Origin of the sequence: Brevundimonas sp. (assembly GCF_016742135.1) — a bacterium.
In the GTDB taxonomy this organism is placed as follows: Bacteria; Pseudomonadota; Alphaproteobacteria; order Caulobacterales; family Caulobacteraceae; genus Brevundimonas.
Genome location: NZ_JACVCG010000002.1, coordinates 496,242 through 512,838, shown reverse-complemented (window position 1 = coordinate 512,838; position 16,597 = coordinate 496,242). Strand labels below are relative to the sequence as shown.

Sequence of the window (16,597 nt, the reverse complement as noted above, 5' to 3'; positions counted from 1 at the left end):
AGGGCCCCCGATACGACAGGGCCTTTCGCGGGACATCGACGCGGGCTAAACCCTGAGAGACTTGTCCTGTCGGAGTGAGCGGTGAAGATAGCCGAACGTTGGTTCGTGATGGCGGGGATCGGCCTGCTGGGCGCGATTGCCCTGGCCGGGCTGGTGGTCACCGTCTATGCGGCGTGGCTGTTCCACGACCTGCCCGACGCTGGAGAACTGGCCGACTACCGGCCGGCCACGGCGACGCGGGTCTATGCCGGCGACGGCACCCTGATCGGCGAGTTTTCCGAGGAACGCCGCATCTATGTCTCCTACGACCAGATCCCGCCCGTCGTGATCCAGGCGTTCCTGGCCGCCGAGGACCGGAACTTCTTCAGCCATGGCGGAGTCGATGTCTCGGGGCTTGGCCGGGCCATGTTCAAGAACATCTTCAACGTCGCGACGGGACGCAGGCTTGAGGGGGGATCGACCATCACCCAGCAGGTCGCCAAGAACATCATGCTGACCAATGAGACCAGCGTGAACCGCAAGCTGAAGGAAGCCATCCTGTCCAGCCGGCTGGAGGCGACCCTCAGCAAGGAACAGATTATTGAACTGTACCTGAACGAGATTTTTCTGGGCTACCGTTCGTATGGCATCGCCTCGGCGGCCTACAACTATTTCGGCAAGTCGCTGGAGCAGCTGACGCCCGAGGAAGCGGCCTTCCTCGCCGCCCTGCCCAAGGGACCGACCAACTACCACCCCAAACGCTTTCCCGAGGCCGCCAAGGCCCGGCGGGACTGGGTGCTGGGCGAAATGGCCGACAATCGGGCCCTGACTCCCGAGGAGCTGGCTGTCGCGCGGGCCAAGCCGCTGGTCACCCAGGATGCCCCGATGCGGGCCCAGTATCGCGACGCCGACTATTTCGTTGAGGAGGCCCGGCGTCAGGCCATCGCCCGGTACGGGGCCCAGGCGATCAATGCCGGCGGCTATTACCTGCGCACCACTCTCGACCCGACCCTGCAGACTGCCGCGCGTGACGCCCTGATGACCGGGCTCGAGAACTATGATCGCCGTCATGGCTGGCGCGGTCCGTGGGGAACGACGGACTTCTCCGAGGGCTGGCAGGAAGAGGCCCGGAAAAAGACCACTCCGCCCGAGCGTCGCCGGTGGCAGGCCGCGGCGGTCGAGAGCGTCTCGGGCAATACCGTCCGCATCCGGCTGGCCGCCGGTGACAATGCCGGTGTGCTGGTCCCCGCCGATGCGGCCTGGGCCAATGCCAACAGGCGCCTTGAACGAGGCGACCTGATCTTCGTCGAGCCCCGGGACAACCAGTACGCGCTGAAACAGATCCCGGCCGTCAACGGTGCCCTTGTGGCCATCGATCCCCAGACCGGTCGCGTGCTGGCCATGGTCGGCGGCTATTCCTATGCCCTGTCCAGCTTCAACCGCGCGACCCAGGCGCGCCGTCAGCCGGGCTCGGCCTTCAAGCCCATCGTCTATGCGGCCGCCCTTGAGGGGGACTTCACACCGGCCTCGATCGTTCTGGACGCCCCGATCAGTTTTGCCGGAGGTCCGGGCGGCACACGCTGGACGCCGGAGAACTACAGCCGCGAGTATTACGGACCCCAGACCCTGCGTAGGGGCCTGGAGCTGTCGCGCAATGTCATGACGGTGCGGCTGGCCGATCAGGTCGGCATGCGCAAGATCGTCGATCTGGCGGAAACCATGGGTGTCGCGGACGACCTTCCCCCCAATCTTGCCGTCTCCCTGGGCGCGGGCGAGACCACCCCCTATGACCTGACGGCCGCCTATGCTGCCTTCGTCAACGGTGGACGCCGGATCGAGCCGTATCTGATCGAGCTGATCCAGGACCGGAATGGCCAGACGATCTTCAATGCCGAGCGCCGAACCTGCCGCGAATGCAGTCGGGGCTTCAGCGGCCAGGAATCGCCCCGTCTGCCCCCGCGCGGCGAGCAAGTTATCGACCCCATCACCGCCTACCAGGTCAGTTCCATGCTGGAAGGCGTCATTCAGCGCGGAACCGGGGCCAGCGCGCGCGGCCTGGGCCGCTGGGTCGGGGGCAAGACCGGCACGACCAATGAGTACCGCTCGGCCTGGTTCGTCGGCTTCACGACCGACATCGTCGTCGGCGTCTTCATCGGCTTTGACGACAACCGCCCCATGGGCCGCGGCGAGACGGGCGCGGCGACGCCTGTCCCGATTTTCAACCAGTTCATGCAGGCAGCGCTCAAGGAATATCCGGCCCGGCCCTTCCTCAGGCCCAAAAACGCCGTCTTCCGCACGGTCAACGGCATCGAGGAGGCCTTCCGCCCCGGCACCGAACGCCGGGTGCCGGAGCCCACGCGTGAGCCCGAAATCCCGACCGGACCCCAGAACTACAACGACATCATCCGCCGCGAGCAGGAAGAAAAGGCACGGCAGGATAACACGGCCCCTCCGCCGACCGCGCCACCGCCCCCCCGGAAGGAACCGGCAGAGGACTTGAGCGGGCTCTATTGACCCTCTAGGTACCAGCCTCGTCGCGCATCCTGCCCCTAGGGTCGGGTGCGCCTTTTCATCAGATCGCAGGAGTAGGCGATGAGAGCGGATGTCGAGGCCCTGAAGGCCGACATCGAGCAGAGCGTGGCTCTGCTCAGGAGGCGTCTTTGACTGGGATGTCGCCCTACGGAAACTGGATGAGCTGAACGCCCGGGTCGAGGATCCGACCCTGTGGGATGACCCGGACCAGGCCCAGGCCGTCAGTCGCGAACGTGCGCAGCTGGAAGCCCGCATCGGCACCGTCCGCGAGATGGAAACGGGCCTCGAAGAAGGCGTCATGCTCTCGGAAATGGCTGATGAGGAGGGCGATGAGGCCACCTATCAGGAGGCCGTCGCCGCGCTGAAAGCCATCAAGGAACGCGCCGCCCGGGCCGAGCTGGAGGCCCTGCTGTCCGGCGAGGCCGACGGCAATGACGCCTATCTGGAAGTGAATTCCGGGGCCGGTGGCACCGAGTCGAACGACTGGGCCGGCATGCTGCTGCGCATGTACACACGCTGGGCCAGGGCCCACGGCTATGACGTCGAACTGCAGGAAGAGACCCAGGGCGAACAGGCCGGGATCAAGTCGGCGACCATCCAGATCTCGGGGCCCAACGCCTATGGCTGGCTGAAATCCGAATCGGGCGTGCACCGTCTGGTCCGCATCAGCCCCTATGACGCGGCGGCCAAGCGGCACACCAGCTTTGCCTCGATCGGGGTTTCGCCGGTGGTCGATGACACCATCGAGATCGACATCAATCCGGCGGACGTCCGCACCGATACCTACCGGGCCTCGGGCGCGGGTGGCCAGCACATCAACAAGACCGACTCTGCGGTACGCCTCACCCACGTGCCGACCAACACCGTCGTCGCCTGTCAGGCCGGGCGCTCGCAGCACCAGAACCGTGAGCAGGCCTGGAAGATGCTGCGCGCCCGCCTGTACGAACTCGAACTGCAAAAGCGGGAGGCGGCTGCCCAGGCGCTGGCCGATGCCAAGACCGACATCGGCTGGGGCCACCAGATACGGTCCTACGTCCTGCAGCCCTATCAGATGGTCAAGGATCTGCGCACCAACGTCGAAACCTCCGACACGGACGGCGTGCTGAACGGTGATCTGGATGCCTTCATGGGCGCGGCGCTGGCGGCCCGGGTGGGCGAGACGCGCGACGGCGCCGACGGCTGACACGAAAAAACGGGGCCGCAAGGCCCCGTTTCCTTATCTGCCGAGATCACCGTCCTCAGTTCGAGGACATGTCGATCCGCTGCGGCGCGTCGGCCGACGGCACCGGCTGCGGGGCCTGGGGCACAACGGCGGGCTGAGGCGAGGGGCGTGGGGCGGCGGCCTGTGCGGGCGCGGCGCCACGGCTGCCCTGGATACAGCGGCCCTGGAAGTAGGCGCCGATATCGATCGACAGCTGCTCGGCGGTGATGTCGCCATCGACATAGGCGGTCGAGATCAGCTTGACCTGCTTGCCCGAGACGGCACCGACGATGCGACCGCGTACCTCGACGTAATCGGCATTGACGCCGCCTTCGATGGCACCGGTTTCGCCGACGATCAGGCGGCCGACCTTGACGTCGCCCCTGATCTGGCCGTCGACCTGCAGGTCACCCGCGCCCGAGACGTTGCCTTCGAACTGCAGGTCCGCCGACAGGGTCGACAGGTTGCGGCCGGACGCTTGCGGCTGGGCCACCGGCTGGCGAGGCTGGGCCGAGGGGGCCTGGGCCTGCTGCGGCGTCTGGGGCGCCTGCGGCATGTCGGGCAGCGGCGGGATCGACGGCACCGACGACGGCTTGGCGGGGGATTTTGACTTATTGAACAAGATAATCTCCGGCTTTCATGAAGCGGGCTGGATTCTGGGCACGGCCGTTCATCCAGACCTCGTAATGCAGGTGCACACCGGTCGACCGTCCGGTCGAACCCATGGCCCCGATTCTTTGACCCAGCGCGACCCGCTGCCCGATTTGAACGGACGCCGAGTTGAGATGGGCATAGCGCGTCTTGAAACCGCCCCCGTGGTCTATCTCAACGGTGTTGCCATACCCTGAACGAACGCCGACAAAAGACACCACCCCCGGAGCCGTCGCATAGATGGGTGTATTGAGCGGCGCGGCGAAGTCCTGACCCTGGTGCAGGGCAGGGCGGCCATTGAACGGATCGAACCGCACGCCGAAGCCCGAGGTCGTGCGCGCCTGCGTGGGCCGGGCGAAGGGCAGGCCCCTGGACGCATCGGTCAGGGCGCGCATGTCGCCGAGATTGCTGGTGGCGCTGAGGATGCGGGCGGCGAACGGCTCATCTACATCCAGAATGGCGGCAAGCGCGCTGGGATCGTCCGCCTGGATCAGGGGGCCGCCCAGCGACGTGCCCTGACCGATGTAGGCGGCGGGGTTCAGCCCGGCCAGCCGGAACGCCAGCCGCAGCCGCTCGGCGCGGGTCTCGGCGAACCGTTCGGCCCGGGCGATCAGACGCTCCTGATCCATGCGGACGGCGGCCATGCGCTCAATCGGTGTGCGGCTGTAGGAGTCGCTCATGACGACGGGCTGCAGCTCCAGCGCCGCCCCGTCCACGCCCCGGAAGGTACCCATAACCTGGGTCAGGGCGGCGTGGCGCCGCTCGACCATCTGGGCCATCTCCTCCAGCAAGCCCGTGCTGGCGGTCATCCGCACCACGGCGGTTTCCAGGCGGGCCTGCAGGTCGGCATTGACGCGCTCGGACGCGGCGCGGGCTTGGGCCACGGCCCGCTCGGCCTGGCTGACCCCGATCATGTCGATGATGAAGCCAGCGCTGGCCACCGCGCCCCAGGCGACCAGCAGCGTGGCCATCGCCCCCAGAAGGATCTGTCGCCGGGCCGTCAGAGCGAAGGCCTGAACCTCATCCCCCGTGCGAAGATAGATGTACCGGACAGGAAACCACCGCTGGAGCCGCCCTGGCCGGGTTGAATTCGCCTCGTCGCGCATACGCTACACCCCCGAACGCACGCTTTATGCGCCAGCGCTCGCGGGGCTTCAACCCTGTTAGGGAAGCATTAACCTTCTTTGGAATCGTACTCGGAGAATAACGTTGGTCGCTCTACGCTGTTTTCGCGTTTCAGGCGCATATACGAATCTGGATTGGCGAGATCCTGTGTCAGATGCCGTACAGTTGATCAGACTGCGGAGGGCCCGCGAATCTACAGATTGCGAAGGGCTTGCAGAACCTCGTCGGCGTGACCCTTGACCTTCACCCGTGGCCAGTGCCGACGGATCACCCCCTGGGCATCCACCAGAAAGGTGGCGCGCTCGATGCCCATATAGGTCCGGCCGTACATCGACTTTTCGACCCAGGTGCCGAAGGCCTCGCAGACGCTCTCATCCTCATCCGAGGCCAGGGTGACCGTCAGATCGTGTTTGGCCTTGAAGTTCGACAACTTCTTCACCGTGTCCTTCGACACGCCGATCACCCGGGCCCCCGCCGCGGCAAAGTGGTCCGTCAGCGCCGAGAAGTCCTTTCCCTCGGTCGTGCAGCCGGGCGTGTCCGCCTTGGGATAGAAATAGAGCACATAGGGCTGGCCCTTCAGGGCCGTGTCACTGACCCGGTCCCCGTCGGCGGTGGGCATGTCGAATGCCGGAACGGGTTTGCCTTCAAGCGCGGACATCTCGATCTCCTCAGACAGGTTTCACCAGAACGATCTTCTTCTTGCCGGCGGCCAGCTTGATGACCCCGTCGGTCAGATCGCCCTCTCCAAGCAGTTGAGCGCCGTCGCTCACCGCCACATCGTTCAACCGCAGACCACCGCCCTGGGCCAGACGCCGCGCCTCCCCGTTGGACGTGGTCAGGCCCGCCCGTGTCGCCACGGCGGCGACCATGGCCCCGATCACCTCGTCGCGCGGCAGTTCGACGGTGGGCAGATCCGCCGACAGACGGCCCTGCTCGAACGCGCCCTCGGCGGCCGCGCGCGCCTTCTCGGCCTCGGCCGCGCCGTGCAGCATTGTGGTCGCGGCATCGGCCAGCACCTTCTTGGCGTCATTGATCTCCGCCCCCTGCAGACCCTCCAGCCGGGCGATCTCATCCAGCGGCAGATCGGTGAACAGGCGCAGGAATTTGCCGACATCGGCATCATCCACATTCCGCCAGAACTGCCAGTAGTCATAGGGGCTGAGCTGCTCGGCGTTCAGCCAGACGGCACCCTGGGCGGTCTTGCCCATCTTGCCGCCCGAGGCCGTGGTCAGCAGCGGCGTGGTCAGGCCAAAGGCGGCTTTCTGGTCCACCCGCCGCACCAGATCGACGCCCGAGACGATATTGCCCCACTGGTCCGAGCCGCCCATCTGCAGCGTCACATTCAGCCGCCGGTTCAGCTCCAGGAAGTCCACCGACTGCATCAGCATGTAGTTGAACTCGAGGAAGGTCATCGGCTGCTCGCGCTCAAGCCGCAGCTTGACCGAGTCGAAGGCCAGCATCCGGTTGACTGTGAAATGGGTGCCGTAGTCCCTCAGGAACTGGATGTAGCCATAGGTCGACAGCCAGTCGTCATTGTCGATCATGACCGCGTCGGTCGGGCCGTCGCCGAAGGTCAGGAATTTCTCGAACACGGTGCGGATGGACGCGATGTTCGCCTGGATCGTCTCATCGGTCAGCTGGGGCCGCGAAGCATCCTTGCCGGTCGGATCGCCGACCTTCGTCGTGCCGCCGCCCATGACCACCACGGGCCGGTGCCCGGCCTGCTGCAACCGGCGCAGCATCATGATCTGGATCAGGCTGCCGACGTGCAGACTGGGGGCCGTCGCATCGAAGCCGATATAGCCCGACACCACCCCGCCGGCCGCCGCCGCATCCAGCTCGTCCGGATGGGTGATCTGGTGGATATAGCCGCGATCCCGCAGCGTCTTGAGGAAGTCGGACTGAAAGGCGTGATCGGTCATGGGTCTTGAGGCTTGGCGGGGAGGGGAAGGGGCGTGTAGCACGGACATTTGGCTAGGCGAACCGAGCGCGCAACCATGATCCTGAATGCTGCCCTGTCCGCCTTCGGAGAGCCCGGCTTTCGTAGCCCGGAAGAGATCACGGTTGAGTTCGACATCGAAGGGCGAAGCTGGACCCATGTCAGCTTTCGGCTGAGCGGTTTCGGAGGCCGGGTCATGCTTCCGGAATGGCTGGACTCGATTGCAGCCGCCCATGCTCGGCGCAGCGCTGACTATGCGGCAGCCTTTCTCGCAAACAGAAATGGCAAGAAGGCAAACCCGCTGGCGGAGCCGGACCCTGATCTCGGGCGAGCCGACGGGCTTTGGCGCACGACCTGCTTTGAGGTCTTCGCGCAGCTTCGTGACGGCAGCTACGCTGAATTCAACATCTCGCCCTCAGGGCAGTGGGCTGCCTACCACTTCAGCAGCTATCGTGAAGGCGGGCGAAACCTCGAGGGTCATGTCCAGGTGATCCGGTCGGAACAGGCAGGTGGCGTGTTCGAGCTGGACGCCATTCTCCACTGGCCCGAGTGGCCCCACATTGATCGCATCGCCCTCTCCGCCGTGATCGAGGCGACCGATGGCTCGCTCAGCTATTGGGCGCTGGCGCATCCGTCGGATAAGCCCGACTTTCATCATCCCGACTCGTTCGTGCTGGAGCTCACATGAAAACCGGTCTCGACCGCCTCCTGTCCGAACCGGAGCTGCGCAGCCCCCTGAAGGGCCGCCGCGTGGCCCTGCTGGCCCATCCGGCCTCGGTGACCGAGGACCTGACGCACGCCATCGACGCCCTGGCCGCCTGTCCGGACATCGACATCACCGCCGCCTTCGGCCCCCAGCACGGCATGAAGGGCGACCTGCAGGACAATATGATGGAGAGCCCGGACTATCGCGATCCGGTGCACGGCTTTCCCGTCTTCAGCCTGTATGGCGAGGTCCGCCGTCCAAAGGACGAGTGGATGGACACCTTCGACGTCATCCTGATCGACCTGCAGGACCTCGGCTGTCGCATCTACACCTATGTGACGACCCTCCTGTACGTGCTCGAGGCCGCACAGAAACACGGCAAGACGGTCTGGGTGCTGGACCGTCCCAACCCCGCCGGCCGCCCGGTCGAGGGTACCCTGTTGCAACCCGGCCATGAGAGCTTCGTCGGGGCCGGGCCCATGCCCATGCGCCACGGCCTGACCATGGGCGAGCTGGGCCACTGGTTCATCGACCACTTCGGCCTCGACGTCGATTATCGCGTCATCGAAATGCAGGGCTATGACATCGACGCGGGCCCGGGCCATGGCTGGCCCCTGCTGGAGCGGGCGTGGGTCAATCCCAGCCCCAATGCGCCGACGCTCTCGATGGCTCGCGCCTATGCCGGCACGGTCATGCTGGAGGGGGCGACCCTGTCCGAAGGGCGCGGCACCACCCGCCCGCTGGAGCTGTTCGGCGCCCCCGACATCGACGCCCGCGCCGTGATCGCCGAAATGCAGCGACTGGCGCCCGACTGGCTGGAGGGCTGCCGGCTTCGCGAAATGTGGTTCCAGCCGACCTTCCACAAACACGTCGGCCAGCTGTGCCATGGCGTGCAGATCCATGTCGAAGGCCCGCACTATGACCACGCCGCCTTCCGCCCCTGGCGGGTTCAGGCCCTGGGCTTCAAGGCCATCCGCGCCCTCTGGCCCGACTACGACCTGTGGCGCGATTTTCCTTACGAATACGCCTTCGGCAAACTGCCCATCGACGTAATCAACGGAGGCCCCGGCCTGCGGGAATGGGTCGATGACCCGGACGCCCTGCCCGGCGATCTGGACGCCCTCGCCACACCTGAAGAGGCGGCCTGGCGCGAAGAACGGCGACCGTTCCTGCTGTACTGACGTCCTGCCATCCGGCGCCTAATGCAGACGCGTCCGGCCCACCCCGCCCGCCTGCATCATCCGGGCAAGGGCCAGCAGTATCGTGCGGCGGAGCCCCAGGATGGCGCGATGATGGTCCAGCAGCAGGGACATCTGCAGCCAGTCCGCGATCATGCCTTCGATGAACAGGCGACCGCCCCGGCGGCCCGTCTGCACGGCCCCGACCGCCTCTTCCCGTCCAAGGGACACCAGCGAGCCCCGCTCTCGGAAGACGAAAGGTTCGGGCGCGGTCTGACCGGCCTCCCGGGCGATCAGGATGCGGGCGAGGTATCTGGCCTGCTGGGCCGCGACCTGGGCGCGCGGCGGCAAGGGGCGCTCGCCCGGTCCCGGGGCCTCCGCGCAGTCACCGAGGGCCCACACGTCGGTCGCCGAGGTTTCCAGCCGGTCGTTGACCACGATCTGGTTCAGTTTTCCGGTCTTCAGGCCCAGTGAGGTGTTGATACCGGCGGCTTTCGCGCCGGCGGTCCAGATGATGATGTCCGCAGGGACCTCTCCGTCGGCCGTCTCAACGATGCCGGTGCGGACACGGGTGACCTCGGCGCCGGTCACCAGATTCACGCCGAGACGATCAAGGGCTTGCCGGGCACGCCGGGTGACGGCTTCCGGCTGGCCGCCCAGGATCGACGGAGCCATCTCCAGCAAGGAGATTTCCAGCCTGAAATGTTGATCGGCCGCGAGGCTGGAGATCACATCGGCATGCGCGGCATCCAGTTCGGCGGCCAGTTGAACGCCGGTCGGACCCGCCCCGATGATCGAAATTCTCAGGACCTGCTCCTCCGAAAAGGCGGCGCCCAGAAAGGCGTCGGTCAGGCGGCGGTTCAGGCGACGGGCATCGTCCGCGTCCTCGATTCTGAAGGTATGGGCGTCGGCGCCGTCCGTGCCGAACAGATTGGTCCCGGCCCCGGTGGCCAAGATCAGACGACCGTACGTCACCGTGCGTTCTGGCGCGATGGACTCGCCCTTCGCGTCAAGCACCGGCGCCAGCGTCAGGCGATGGTCTCCAGAATCCAGCGCCGCGAGGTCGCCAAGCGCGAACCGGAACCCGTTGCGGCGGGCCAGCACTGGATAGGGCAGGGCGTCCTGATGCGAATCCCGCGTCCCCGCCACGATCTCATGCAGACTGGGCTTCCAGATGTGAGTGACGGCGCGGTCGATCAGCAGCACCCTGTCCGGGCCCAGCTTGCGCCCCAGTCGTGCGGCCAGGAGGAGCCCACCCGCCCCTCCGCCGACGATCACGTGGTCAGAGTGCAGGGCGGGGGCTGTTTTCGGGGGCATGGACGCACAACGCCCGGACAGCCGGGCGGATGCCAGATCAGGCCGGTCGTTCCGCCAGGCGCTTGTCGAGATAGGCGGCGACGCGGCGGTCGACGGCATCGATATGGTCCTGCCAGAAGTGGGTGGCCCCTTCCTCCAGCTCATAGTCGATGACGATGCCCTTCTGGGTGCGCAGCTTGTTGACCACGCGCTCGACCTCGACCGGCGGCACGATGGTGTCGGCTGTGCCGTGCAGGAACAGTCCGGATGCCGGACAGGGGGCCAGGAAGCTGAAATCGTAGATGTTGGACGGCGGTGACACCGAGATGAAACCGTCGGTTTCGGGACGGCGCATCAGCAGCTGCATGCCGATATAGGCCCCGAACTGATAGCCCGCGACCCAGGTCTGGCTGGCGGCGGGGTTCTCGGCCTGCAGCCAGTCCAGCGCGGTGGCAGCATCCGCCAGCTCGCCGATGCCGCTGTCGAACTCGCCCTGGGACTTGCCGACGCCCCGGCTGTTGTAGCGCAGGGTGGCGAAGCCCCGCTGCTGGAACAGCTGGAACAGCGTCACCACCACCGGATTGTTCATATGGCCGGCGGCCTTGGGGTGCGGATGCAGGATCAGGGCGATCGGGGCATCGGGGCGCTTGCCGGGGGAATAGCGGGCTTCGAGACGGCCGGAGGCACCCGGCAAAATCACTTCAGGCATGTGTCTTCAAACCATCCGGTTCAAAAGGTCACAGCAGGGTCCAGGAATACTTGACTGCTGTAGTAGGACTTTCTAAGTGCCGGTACCCGAAGGGCGCGGCGGCGAAGGCGCGGGTTCTAACATACCTCGTCGCCTCTGCGCGGTATTTTTGAAGGTGCGGGATGCGACTGTCGACGAAGGGACGCTATGCGGTGATGGCGATGGCCGATCTGGCCCGCAACGGTCGCGCCCTCGACGGTTCGGACCGCTCCGTCTCCCTGTCCGAAATCGCCCAGCGGCAGGAGATTTCCCTCAGCTATCTGGAACAGTTGTTCGCCCGTCTGCGCCGCTGCGGACTGGTCAAGAGCGTGCGTGGCCCGGGGGGCGGCTATCGTCTCGCCAAGGCGGCATCCGACACGGTCGTCGCGGATATCGTCCTGGCGGTCGACGAGCCGATCCGCGCCACCCGCTGCGTCGCCCATGCCTCGCCGCGCGGCTGTATGGCCTCGGGCGAGCGCTGCATCACCCACAATCTCTGGGAAGATCTGGGCGCCGAGATCCACGCCTATCTGGCCGGGGTCTCGCTGGAAGACGTGGTCCTGAACCGCACCGGCAGCCGCCGTCGTTCTCCGTGTGCCAGTCCCATGCCGGGCGTCGGGGCCGCCCCCAGCGTGGGAGCCGCCGCATGACCGTCTATCTCGACTACAACGCCTCCGCCCTGATCCGGCCCGAGGTCCAGGTGCTGGTCACCCGGATCATGGCCGAGGGCGGCAATCCGAACGCCGTCCATGCCAAGGGCCGCCGCGCCCGTGCCCACATCGAGACCGCCCGCGCCCGCGTCGCCGATCTGGTCGGGGCCGATCCGACGGCTGTCATCTTCTCTTCGGGCGGGACCGAGTCGAACGCCCAGGCCGTCGCCAGCGCCATTGCCGCAGGCTGCGAGCGGCTGATCGTTTCGGCCACCGAACACCCGTGCGTGGCCGAGGCCGCCACCATGTCGTCCGTGCCGGTCGAGGTCCTGCCGGTTGACGCCAACGGCCAGGTCGATCTGGACTGGCTGGCCGAGGCGCTGAAGCGTCCGGGCCGGGCCATGGTCGCCATCCATCATGCCAACAACGAAAGCGGCGTCATCCAGCCGATCACCGAGGCCCGCGCCCTGGTCGCCTCCGCCGACGGCTGGCTGCACGTCGATGCCATCCAGTCGGCGGGCAAGATCCCGGTCTCCATGGCCGATCTGTGCGCGGACTCCCTGACCCTGTCCGGCCACAAGCTGGGCGGGCTGCAAGGGGCGGGTGCCCTTGTGCTGGCCCCGGGCCGCAGCGCGGTGCGCATCCTGCACGGTGCGGGACAGGAGCGCGGCCTGCGCGCCGGCACCGAGAACGTCCCCGGCATCGCCGCCTTTGGCATGGCCGCCGAATGCGCCCTGCGCGACCTCACGCATGACCAGACCCCATGGCGTGATGCCGCCGCTGAGCGCCTCAAGGCTGAGGGCGCGGTCGTGGTCGGCGAGGGTGCGCCCCGCCTGCCCAACACCCTGTTTGTCGCTACCGACGGCTGGGACAGCCCGCAGCAGCTGATCGCGCTGGATCTCAAGGGCGTGATGGTTTCGGCCGGCAGCGCCTGTTCGTCGGGCAAGACCAGGCCGTCGAAAACCATGGTCGCCATGGGGCTCGAGCCACTGGCCACCTTCGCCATCCGCGTCTCGGGCGGCTGGGGCACGGTCGAGAGCGACTGGCAGACCTTCACCGACGCCTGGTGCGAGGCCCGTGCCCGTCTGCGCGCCCGCCAGCCGGTCGGGGAGCTCGCCTGATGCCCGCCGTCAAGGAAACCGTCGACGCCGTCGCCGCGCTGGAAAAATACGCGCACGGCTTCACCAGCGAGATCGATACCGAGTTCGCGCCGAAAGGCCTCAACGCCGACATCGTCCGCTTCATCTCCGAGAAGAAGGGCGAGCCGGCGTGGATGCTGGAATGGCGTCTGGCCGCCTATGAGCGCTGGCAGGCGATGGAGGAGCCGACCTGGGCGTCGGTGAAATACACGCCGGTCGATTATCAGGAGCTGTTCTACTACGCCGCGCCGAAGCAGAAGGAGGGGCCGAAGAGCCTCGACGAGGTCGATCCCGAACTGCTGGCCGTCTACGCCAAGTTGGGCATCCCGCTGAAGGAGCAGGAGGTGCTGGCCGGCGTCGAGGGCGCGCCGCGCTACGCCGTGGACGCGGTGTTCGACAGTGTCAGCGTGGTCACCACCTTCAAGGCCGAGCTGGCCAAGGTCGGGGTGATTTTCATGCCGATTTCCGAGGCGTTGCGCGAACATCCTGAGCTGGTGCGCAAATATCTGGGCTCGGTGGTGCCGGTCTCGGACAACTATTTCGCCGCTTTGAACAGCGCGGTGTTTTCGGACGGCAGCTTCGTCTACATCCCGCCGGGCGTGCGCTGCCCGATGGAGCTGTCGACCTATTTCCGCATCAATGCGTCACAGACCGGCCAGTTCGAGCGCACCCTGATCATCGCCGACAAGGGCAGCTACTGCTCCTATCTGGAGGGCTGCACCGCCCCGATGCGCGACGAGAATCAGCTGCATGCGGCGGTGGTCGAGCTGGTGGCGCTGGACGACGCCGAGATCAAATATTCGACGGTGCAGAACTGGTACCCGGGCGACGCCGAGGGCAAGGGCGGCATCTACAACTTCGTCACCAAGCGGGCCGACTGCCGCGGCGACCGGTCGAAGGTGTCCTGGACCCAGGTCGAGACCGGCTCGGCGGTGACGTGGAAATATCCGTCCTGCATCCTCAAGGGCGAGGAGAGCTCGGGCGAATTCTATTCAATCGCCATCACCAACGGCCACCAGCAGGCCGACACCGGCACCAAGATGATCCACCTCGGCAAGAATTCGAAGAGCCGGATCATCGCCAAGGCGGTATCGGCGGGAAAATCGGACTCGACCTATCGCGGCCTGGTGTCGGTGCACCCGAAGGCGACCGGGGTGCGCAACTTCACCCAGTGCGACAGCCTGCTGATCGGCAAGGACTGCGGCTCGCACACCATCCCCTACATCGAGGCGAAGAACGGCTCGGCCCAGCTGGAGCATGAGGCGACCACCACCCGTCTTTCCGACGACCAGCTGTTCTACGCCCAGCAGCGCGGCCTGTCGGAGGAAGAAGCGGTGGCCCTGCTGGTCAACGGCTTCGTCCGCGACGTCATGCAGAAACTGCCGATGGAGTTCGCCGTCGAGGCCCAGAAGCTGGTGGCGATCTCATTGGAGGGATCTGTCGGATGATCCACCCCTTCCGTCATCCTCGGGCTTGTCCCGAGGACCCATTTTTCCGCAGCCTGGCAGGTCGAACCTTCAGCAGCCGGCGTCGAGCCCTCGCCAGGCCTTTGCACTTCGCGCATCTTTACCAATGGGCCCTCGGGACAAGCCCGAGGGAGACGGAGGAGAGTGATGCCGAGAGAACGCCCGTTCATCGCGACCTACATCCTGACCAACGCGCCCTATGGAACGCTCTATATCGGTGCGACCAGCGACCTGTACGCCCGCGTCGGGCAGCACCGCATCGGGGCGGTCGAGGGCTTTACGAAAAAGCACGGCCTGAAACGACTGGTCTGGTATCAGCCCTTCGAGCGGATCACCGACGCCATCCAGAAAGAGAAATCGCTGAAGCGGTATCTTCGCGACTGGAAGATCAATCTGATCGAACGGGACAACCCGCACTGGGAGGACCTGTCGCTGGCCTGGGATCGCTCGCCCGAATGGAAACACGGGCCGACGGGCGAATAAATTCCCGTCACCCTCGGGCTTGTCCCGAGGGCCTGTCGTCCCGGCGGGCTCATGGGTTGAGTTTGGCACGATCCATCAAGCCCACGCGGCCCGGCGCCGCGGTTGCTGACCCATGGGTCCTCGGGACAAGCCCGAGGATGACGGGTTTTGGCATGGCGATCAGCCTGGAAGGGAGCGTGGGGTGACGTTTTCCGACGAAGACCTTGGGGCCGCCCATGCGCATTCTTCCGGGCACCGCGCAGAGATTGAGGCCAGCCGCATCTGCGGCTGCTTCTACTGCCGAGAGACTTTTTCGCCGTCTGAGATTGAGGACTGGATCAAAGACTCCGGCGACACGGCTCACTGCCCGCGTTGTTTCATTGATTCTGTGATCGGAGATGCGTCCGGACTGCCAGTGGAAAATCCGGCTTTTCTGGCTGCCATGCACGCCATGTGGTTCACGGTCGGAAACAAGGCGGCATTCGGCATAACGGACGAGGATGATCTGACGTTGGAGTGGGAAACGCGTTTCCAAGACGCGCACTGGAAAGTCGCTCAGGACTGGGCCGAGCTGGACAGGACGAATCCCCTCGGATCCTCGGCTATTGATGACCTTCTGATCAATACCACCAATGATCTGCTGGATCAGGGCATCGATGCCAAGGTCGTCCGCCGCGCTCTGGTTCGGGCCTATTTCCAGCGCGATCTACACCCCAACATTCCTGGTTCATGGTTTCCCCGCTGATGCTCTCCATCTCCAACCTCCACGTCGCCGTCGGTGACACTCCCATCCTCAAGGGCCTGACGCTCGACGTTCCGGCGGGCGAGGTGCACGCCATCATGGGCCCCAATGGCGCGGGCAAGTCGACGCTGGGCTACGCCCTGTCGGGCCGTCCGGGCTATGAAGCCACCGAAGGCACCGTCACCTGGCGCGGCGAGGACCTGCTGGATCTCGACCCGGCCGAGCGCGCGGCCAAGGGCGTCTTCCTGTCGTTCCAGTATCCGATCGAGATTCCCGGCGTCCCGGCCCTGACCTTCGTACGCACGGCGCTGAATGCCCAGAAGCGCGCGCGCGGCGAAGCCGAGGTCTCCGCGCCCGAATTCCTGAAGGCGGTCAAGGCCGCGTCGAAGGCCCTCAGGATGGACTTCGACATGCTGAAGCGGCCGCTCAACGTCGGCTTCTCGGGCGGCGAGAAGAAGCGGATGGAGATCCTGCAGATGGCCCTGCTGGAGCCGTCGCTGCTGATCCTCGACGAGACGGACTCCGGCCTCGACATCGACGCCCTGCGCATCGTGGCCGACGGGGTCAACGCCCTGCGCGGCCCCGAGCGCTCCATGCTGGTCATCACCCACTATCAGCGCCTGCTGGACTACATCAAACCGGACAAGGTTCATGTGCTGGCCGCCGGCAAGATCGTCGCCTCGGGCGGGCCGGAACTGGCCCACCAGCTCGAGGCCGAGGGCTATGACCGCTACGTCGGCGAGGCGGCCTGAATGATCCTCCCAAGCAAGCGAAGCGCCGCGGGGGAGGGGGACCACGGAGTGG

General features: G+C 66.1%; 16 protein-coding genes. 10 read left to right on the top strand and 6 right to left on the bottom strand.

Annotated features, from left to right (window positions below; genetic code table 11):
• Positions 1-81: 81 nt before the first annotated feature.
• Both IBJ06_RS06180 and prfB read left to right on the top strand, forming a co-directional pair.
• Positions 82-2,493, top strand: coding sequence for a penicillin-binding protein 1A (locus IBJ06_RS06180; RefSeq protein WP_365812125.1), 2,412 nt, complete (start codon positions 82-84; stop codon positions 2,491-2,493).
• Between the two features lie 78 nt (positions 2,494-2,571).
• Positions 2,572-3,694 (top strand): peptide chain release factor 2 gene (gene prfB, locus IBJ06_RS06175; RefSeq protein WP_292158260.1). Its coding sequence is split into 2 segments (ribosomal slippage): positions 2,572-2,640 and positions 2,642-3,694, totalling 1,122 coding nucleotides; the frame shifts between segments, so codons are not numbered across the junction.
• Positions 3,695-3,749: 55 nt separating this feature from the next.
• On the opposite strand, the gene IBJ06_RS06170 is transcribed toward prfB, so the two are convergent.
• The 4 genes from IBJ06_RS06170 to tyrS all read right to left on the bottom strand — a co-directional run bounded on the left by IBJ06_RS06170 (position 3,750) and on the right by tyrS (position 7,458).
• Entirely contained in the window at positions 3,750-4,334 is a 585-nt protein-coding gene (locus tag IBJ06_RS06170) for a polymer-forming cytoskeletal protein (protein ID WP_292158258.1), read from the bottom strand.
• Positions 4,324-5,469, bottom strand: coding sequence for a peptidoglycan DD-metalloendopeptidase family protein (locus IBJ06_RS06165; RefSeq protein WP_292158256.1), 1,146 nt, complete (start codon positions 5,467-5,469; stop codon positions 4,324-4,326). Before IBJ06_RS06165 ends, IBJ06_RS06170 begins: the two co-directional genes overlap by 11 nt.
• Positions 5,470-5,681: 212 nt before the next feature.
• A complete protein-coding gene (bcp, locus tag IBJ06_RS06160; protein WP_292158254.1) occupies positions 5,682-6,146 on the bottom strand; it encodes a thioredoxin-dependent thiol peroxidase in 465 nt (154 codons plus the stop codon).
• A gap of 10 nt (positions 6,147-6,156) precedes the next feature.
• The gene (gene tyrS, locus IBJ06_RS06155; protein WP_292158252.1) at positions 6,157-7,458 is read right to left on the bottom strand and encodes a tyrosine--tRNA ligase; all 1,302 of its coding nucleotides are present in this window, start codon (positions 7,456-7,458) and stop codon (positions 6,157-6,159) included.
• Positions 7,459-7,485: 27 nt separating this feature from the next.
• On the opposite strand from tyrS, the gene IBJ06_RS06150 reads away from it, so the two are divergent.
• Both IBJ06_RS06150 and IBJ06_RS06145 read left to right on the top strand, forming a co-directional pair.
• Positions 7,486-8,115, top strand: coding sequence for a DOMON-like domain-containing protein (locus IBJ06_RS06150; RefSeq protein WP_292158250.1), 630 nt, complete (start codon positions 7,486-7,488; stop codon positions 8,113-8,115).
• The gene (locus tag IBJ06_RS06145; protein ID WP_292158248.1) at positions 8,112-9,314 is read left to right on the top strand and encodes a DUF1343 domain-containing protein; all 1,203 of its coding nucleotides are present in this window, start codon (positions 8,112-8,114) and stop codon (positions 9,312-9,314) included. Before IBJ06_RS06150 ends, IBJ06_RS06145 begins: the two co-directional genes overlap by 4 nt.
• 18 nt (positions 9,315-9,332) lie before the next feature.
• On the opposite strand, the gene IBJ06_RS06140 is transcribed toward IBJ06_RS06145, so the two are convergent.
• Positions 9,333-10,628 carry an FAD-dependent oxidoreductase gene (locus IBJ06_RS06140; RefSeq protein WP_292158246.1) on the bottom strand — a complete coding sequence of 432 codons (1,296 nt, stop codon included), beginning with the start codon at positions 10,626-10,628 and terminating at the stop codon, positions 9,333-9,335.
• A 37-nt stretch (positions 10,629-10,665) separates the two neighbouring features.
• Positions 10,666-11,316: an alpha/beta hydrolase gene (locus IBJ06_RS06135; protein ID WP_292158244.1), complete on the bottom strand. Its 651-nt coding sequence runs from the start codon at positions 11,314-11,316 to the stop codon at positions 10,666-10,668.
• 161 nt (positions 11,317-11,477) lie between these two features.
• On the opposite strand from IBJ06_RS06135, the gene IBJ06_RS06130 reads away from it, so the two are divergent.
• From IBJ06_RS06130 to sufC, 6 genes are all read left to right on the top strand, one after another.
• Positions 11,478-11,984, top strand: a complete 507-nt coding sequence (locus IBJ06_RS06130; protein WP_292158242.1) for an Rrf2 family transcriptional regulator — start codon at positions 11,478-11,480, stop codon at positions 11,982-11,984.
• A complete protein-coding gene (locus IBJ06_RS06125) occupies positions 11,981-13,105 on the top strand; it encodes a cysteine desulfurase family protein (RefSeq protein ID WP_292158240.1) in 1,125 nt (374 codons plus the stop codon). Before IBJ06_RS06130 ends, IBJ06_RS06125 begins: the two co-directional genes overlap by 4 nt.
• Positions 13,105-14,571, top strand: coding sequence for a Fe-S cluster assembly protein SufB (sufB, locus tag IBJ06_RS06120; protein ID WP_292158238.1), 1,467 nt, complete (start codon positions 13,105-13,107; stop codon positions 14,569-14,571). Before IBJ06_RS06125 ends, sufB begins: the two co-directional genes overlap by 1 nt.
• A 165-nt stretch (positions 14,572-14,736) precedes the next feature.
• Positions 14,737-15,072: a GIY-YIG nuclease family protein gene (locus IBJ06_RS06115; RefSeq protein WP_292158236.1), complete on the top strand. Its 336-nt coding sequence runs from the start codon at positions 14,737-14,739 to the stop codon at positions 15,070-15,072.
• Between the two features lie 181 nt (positions 15,073-15,253).
• Positions 15,254-15,796, top strand: coding sequence for a hypothetical protein (locus tag IBJ06_RS06110; RefSeq protein WP_292158234.1), 543 nt, complete (start codon positions 15,254-15,256; stop codon positions 15,794-15,796).
• Positions 15,796-16,545, top strand: a complete 750-nt coding sequence (gene sufC / locus IBJ06_RS06105; protein WP_292158538.1) for a Fe-S cluster assembly ATPase SufC — start codon at positions 15,796-15,798, stop codon at positions 16,543-16,545. Before IBJ06_RS06110 ends, sufC begins: the two co-directional genes overlap by 1 nt.
• The last annotated feature ends 52 nt before the right edge of the window (positions 16,546-16,597 follow it).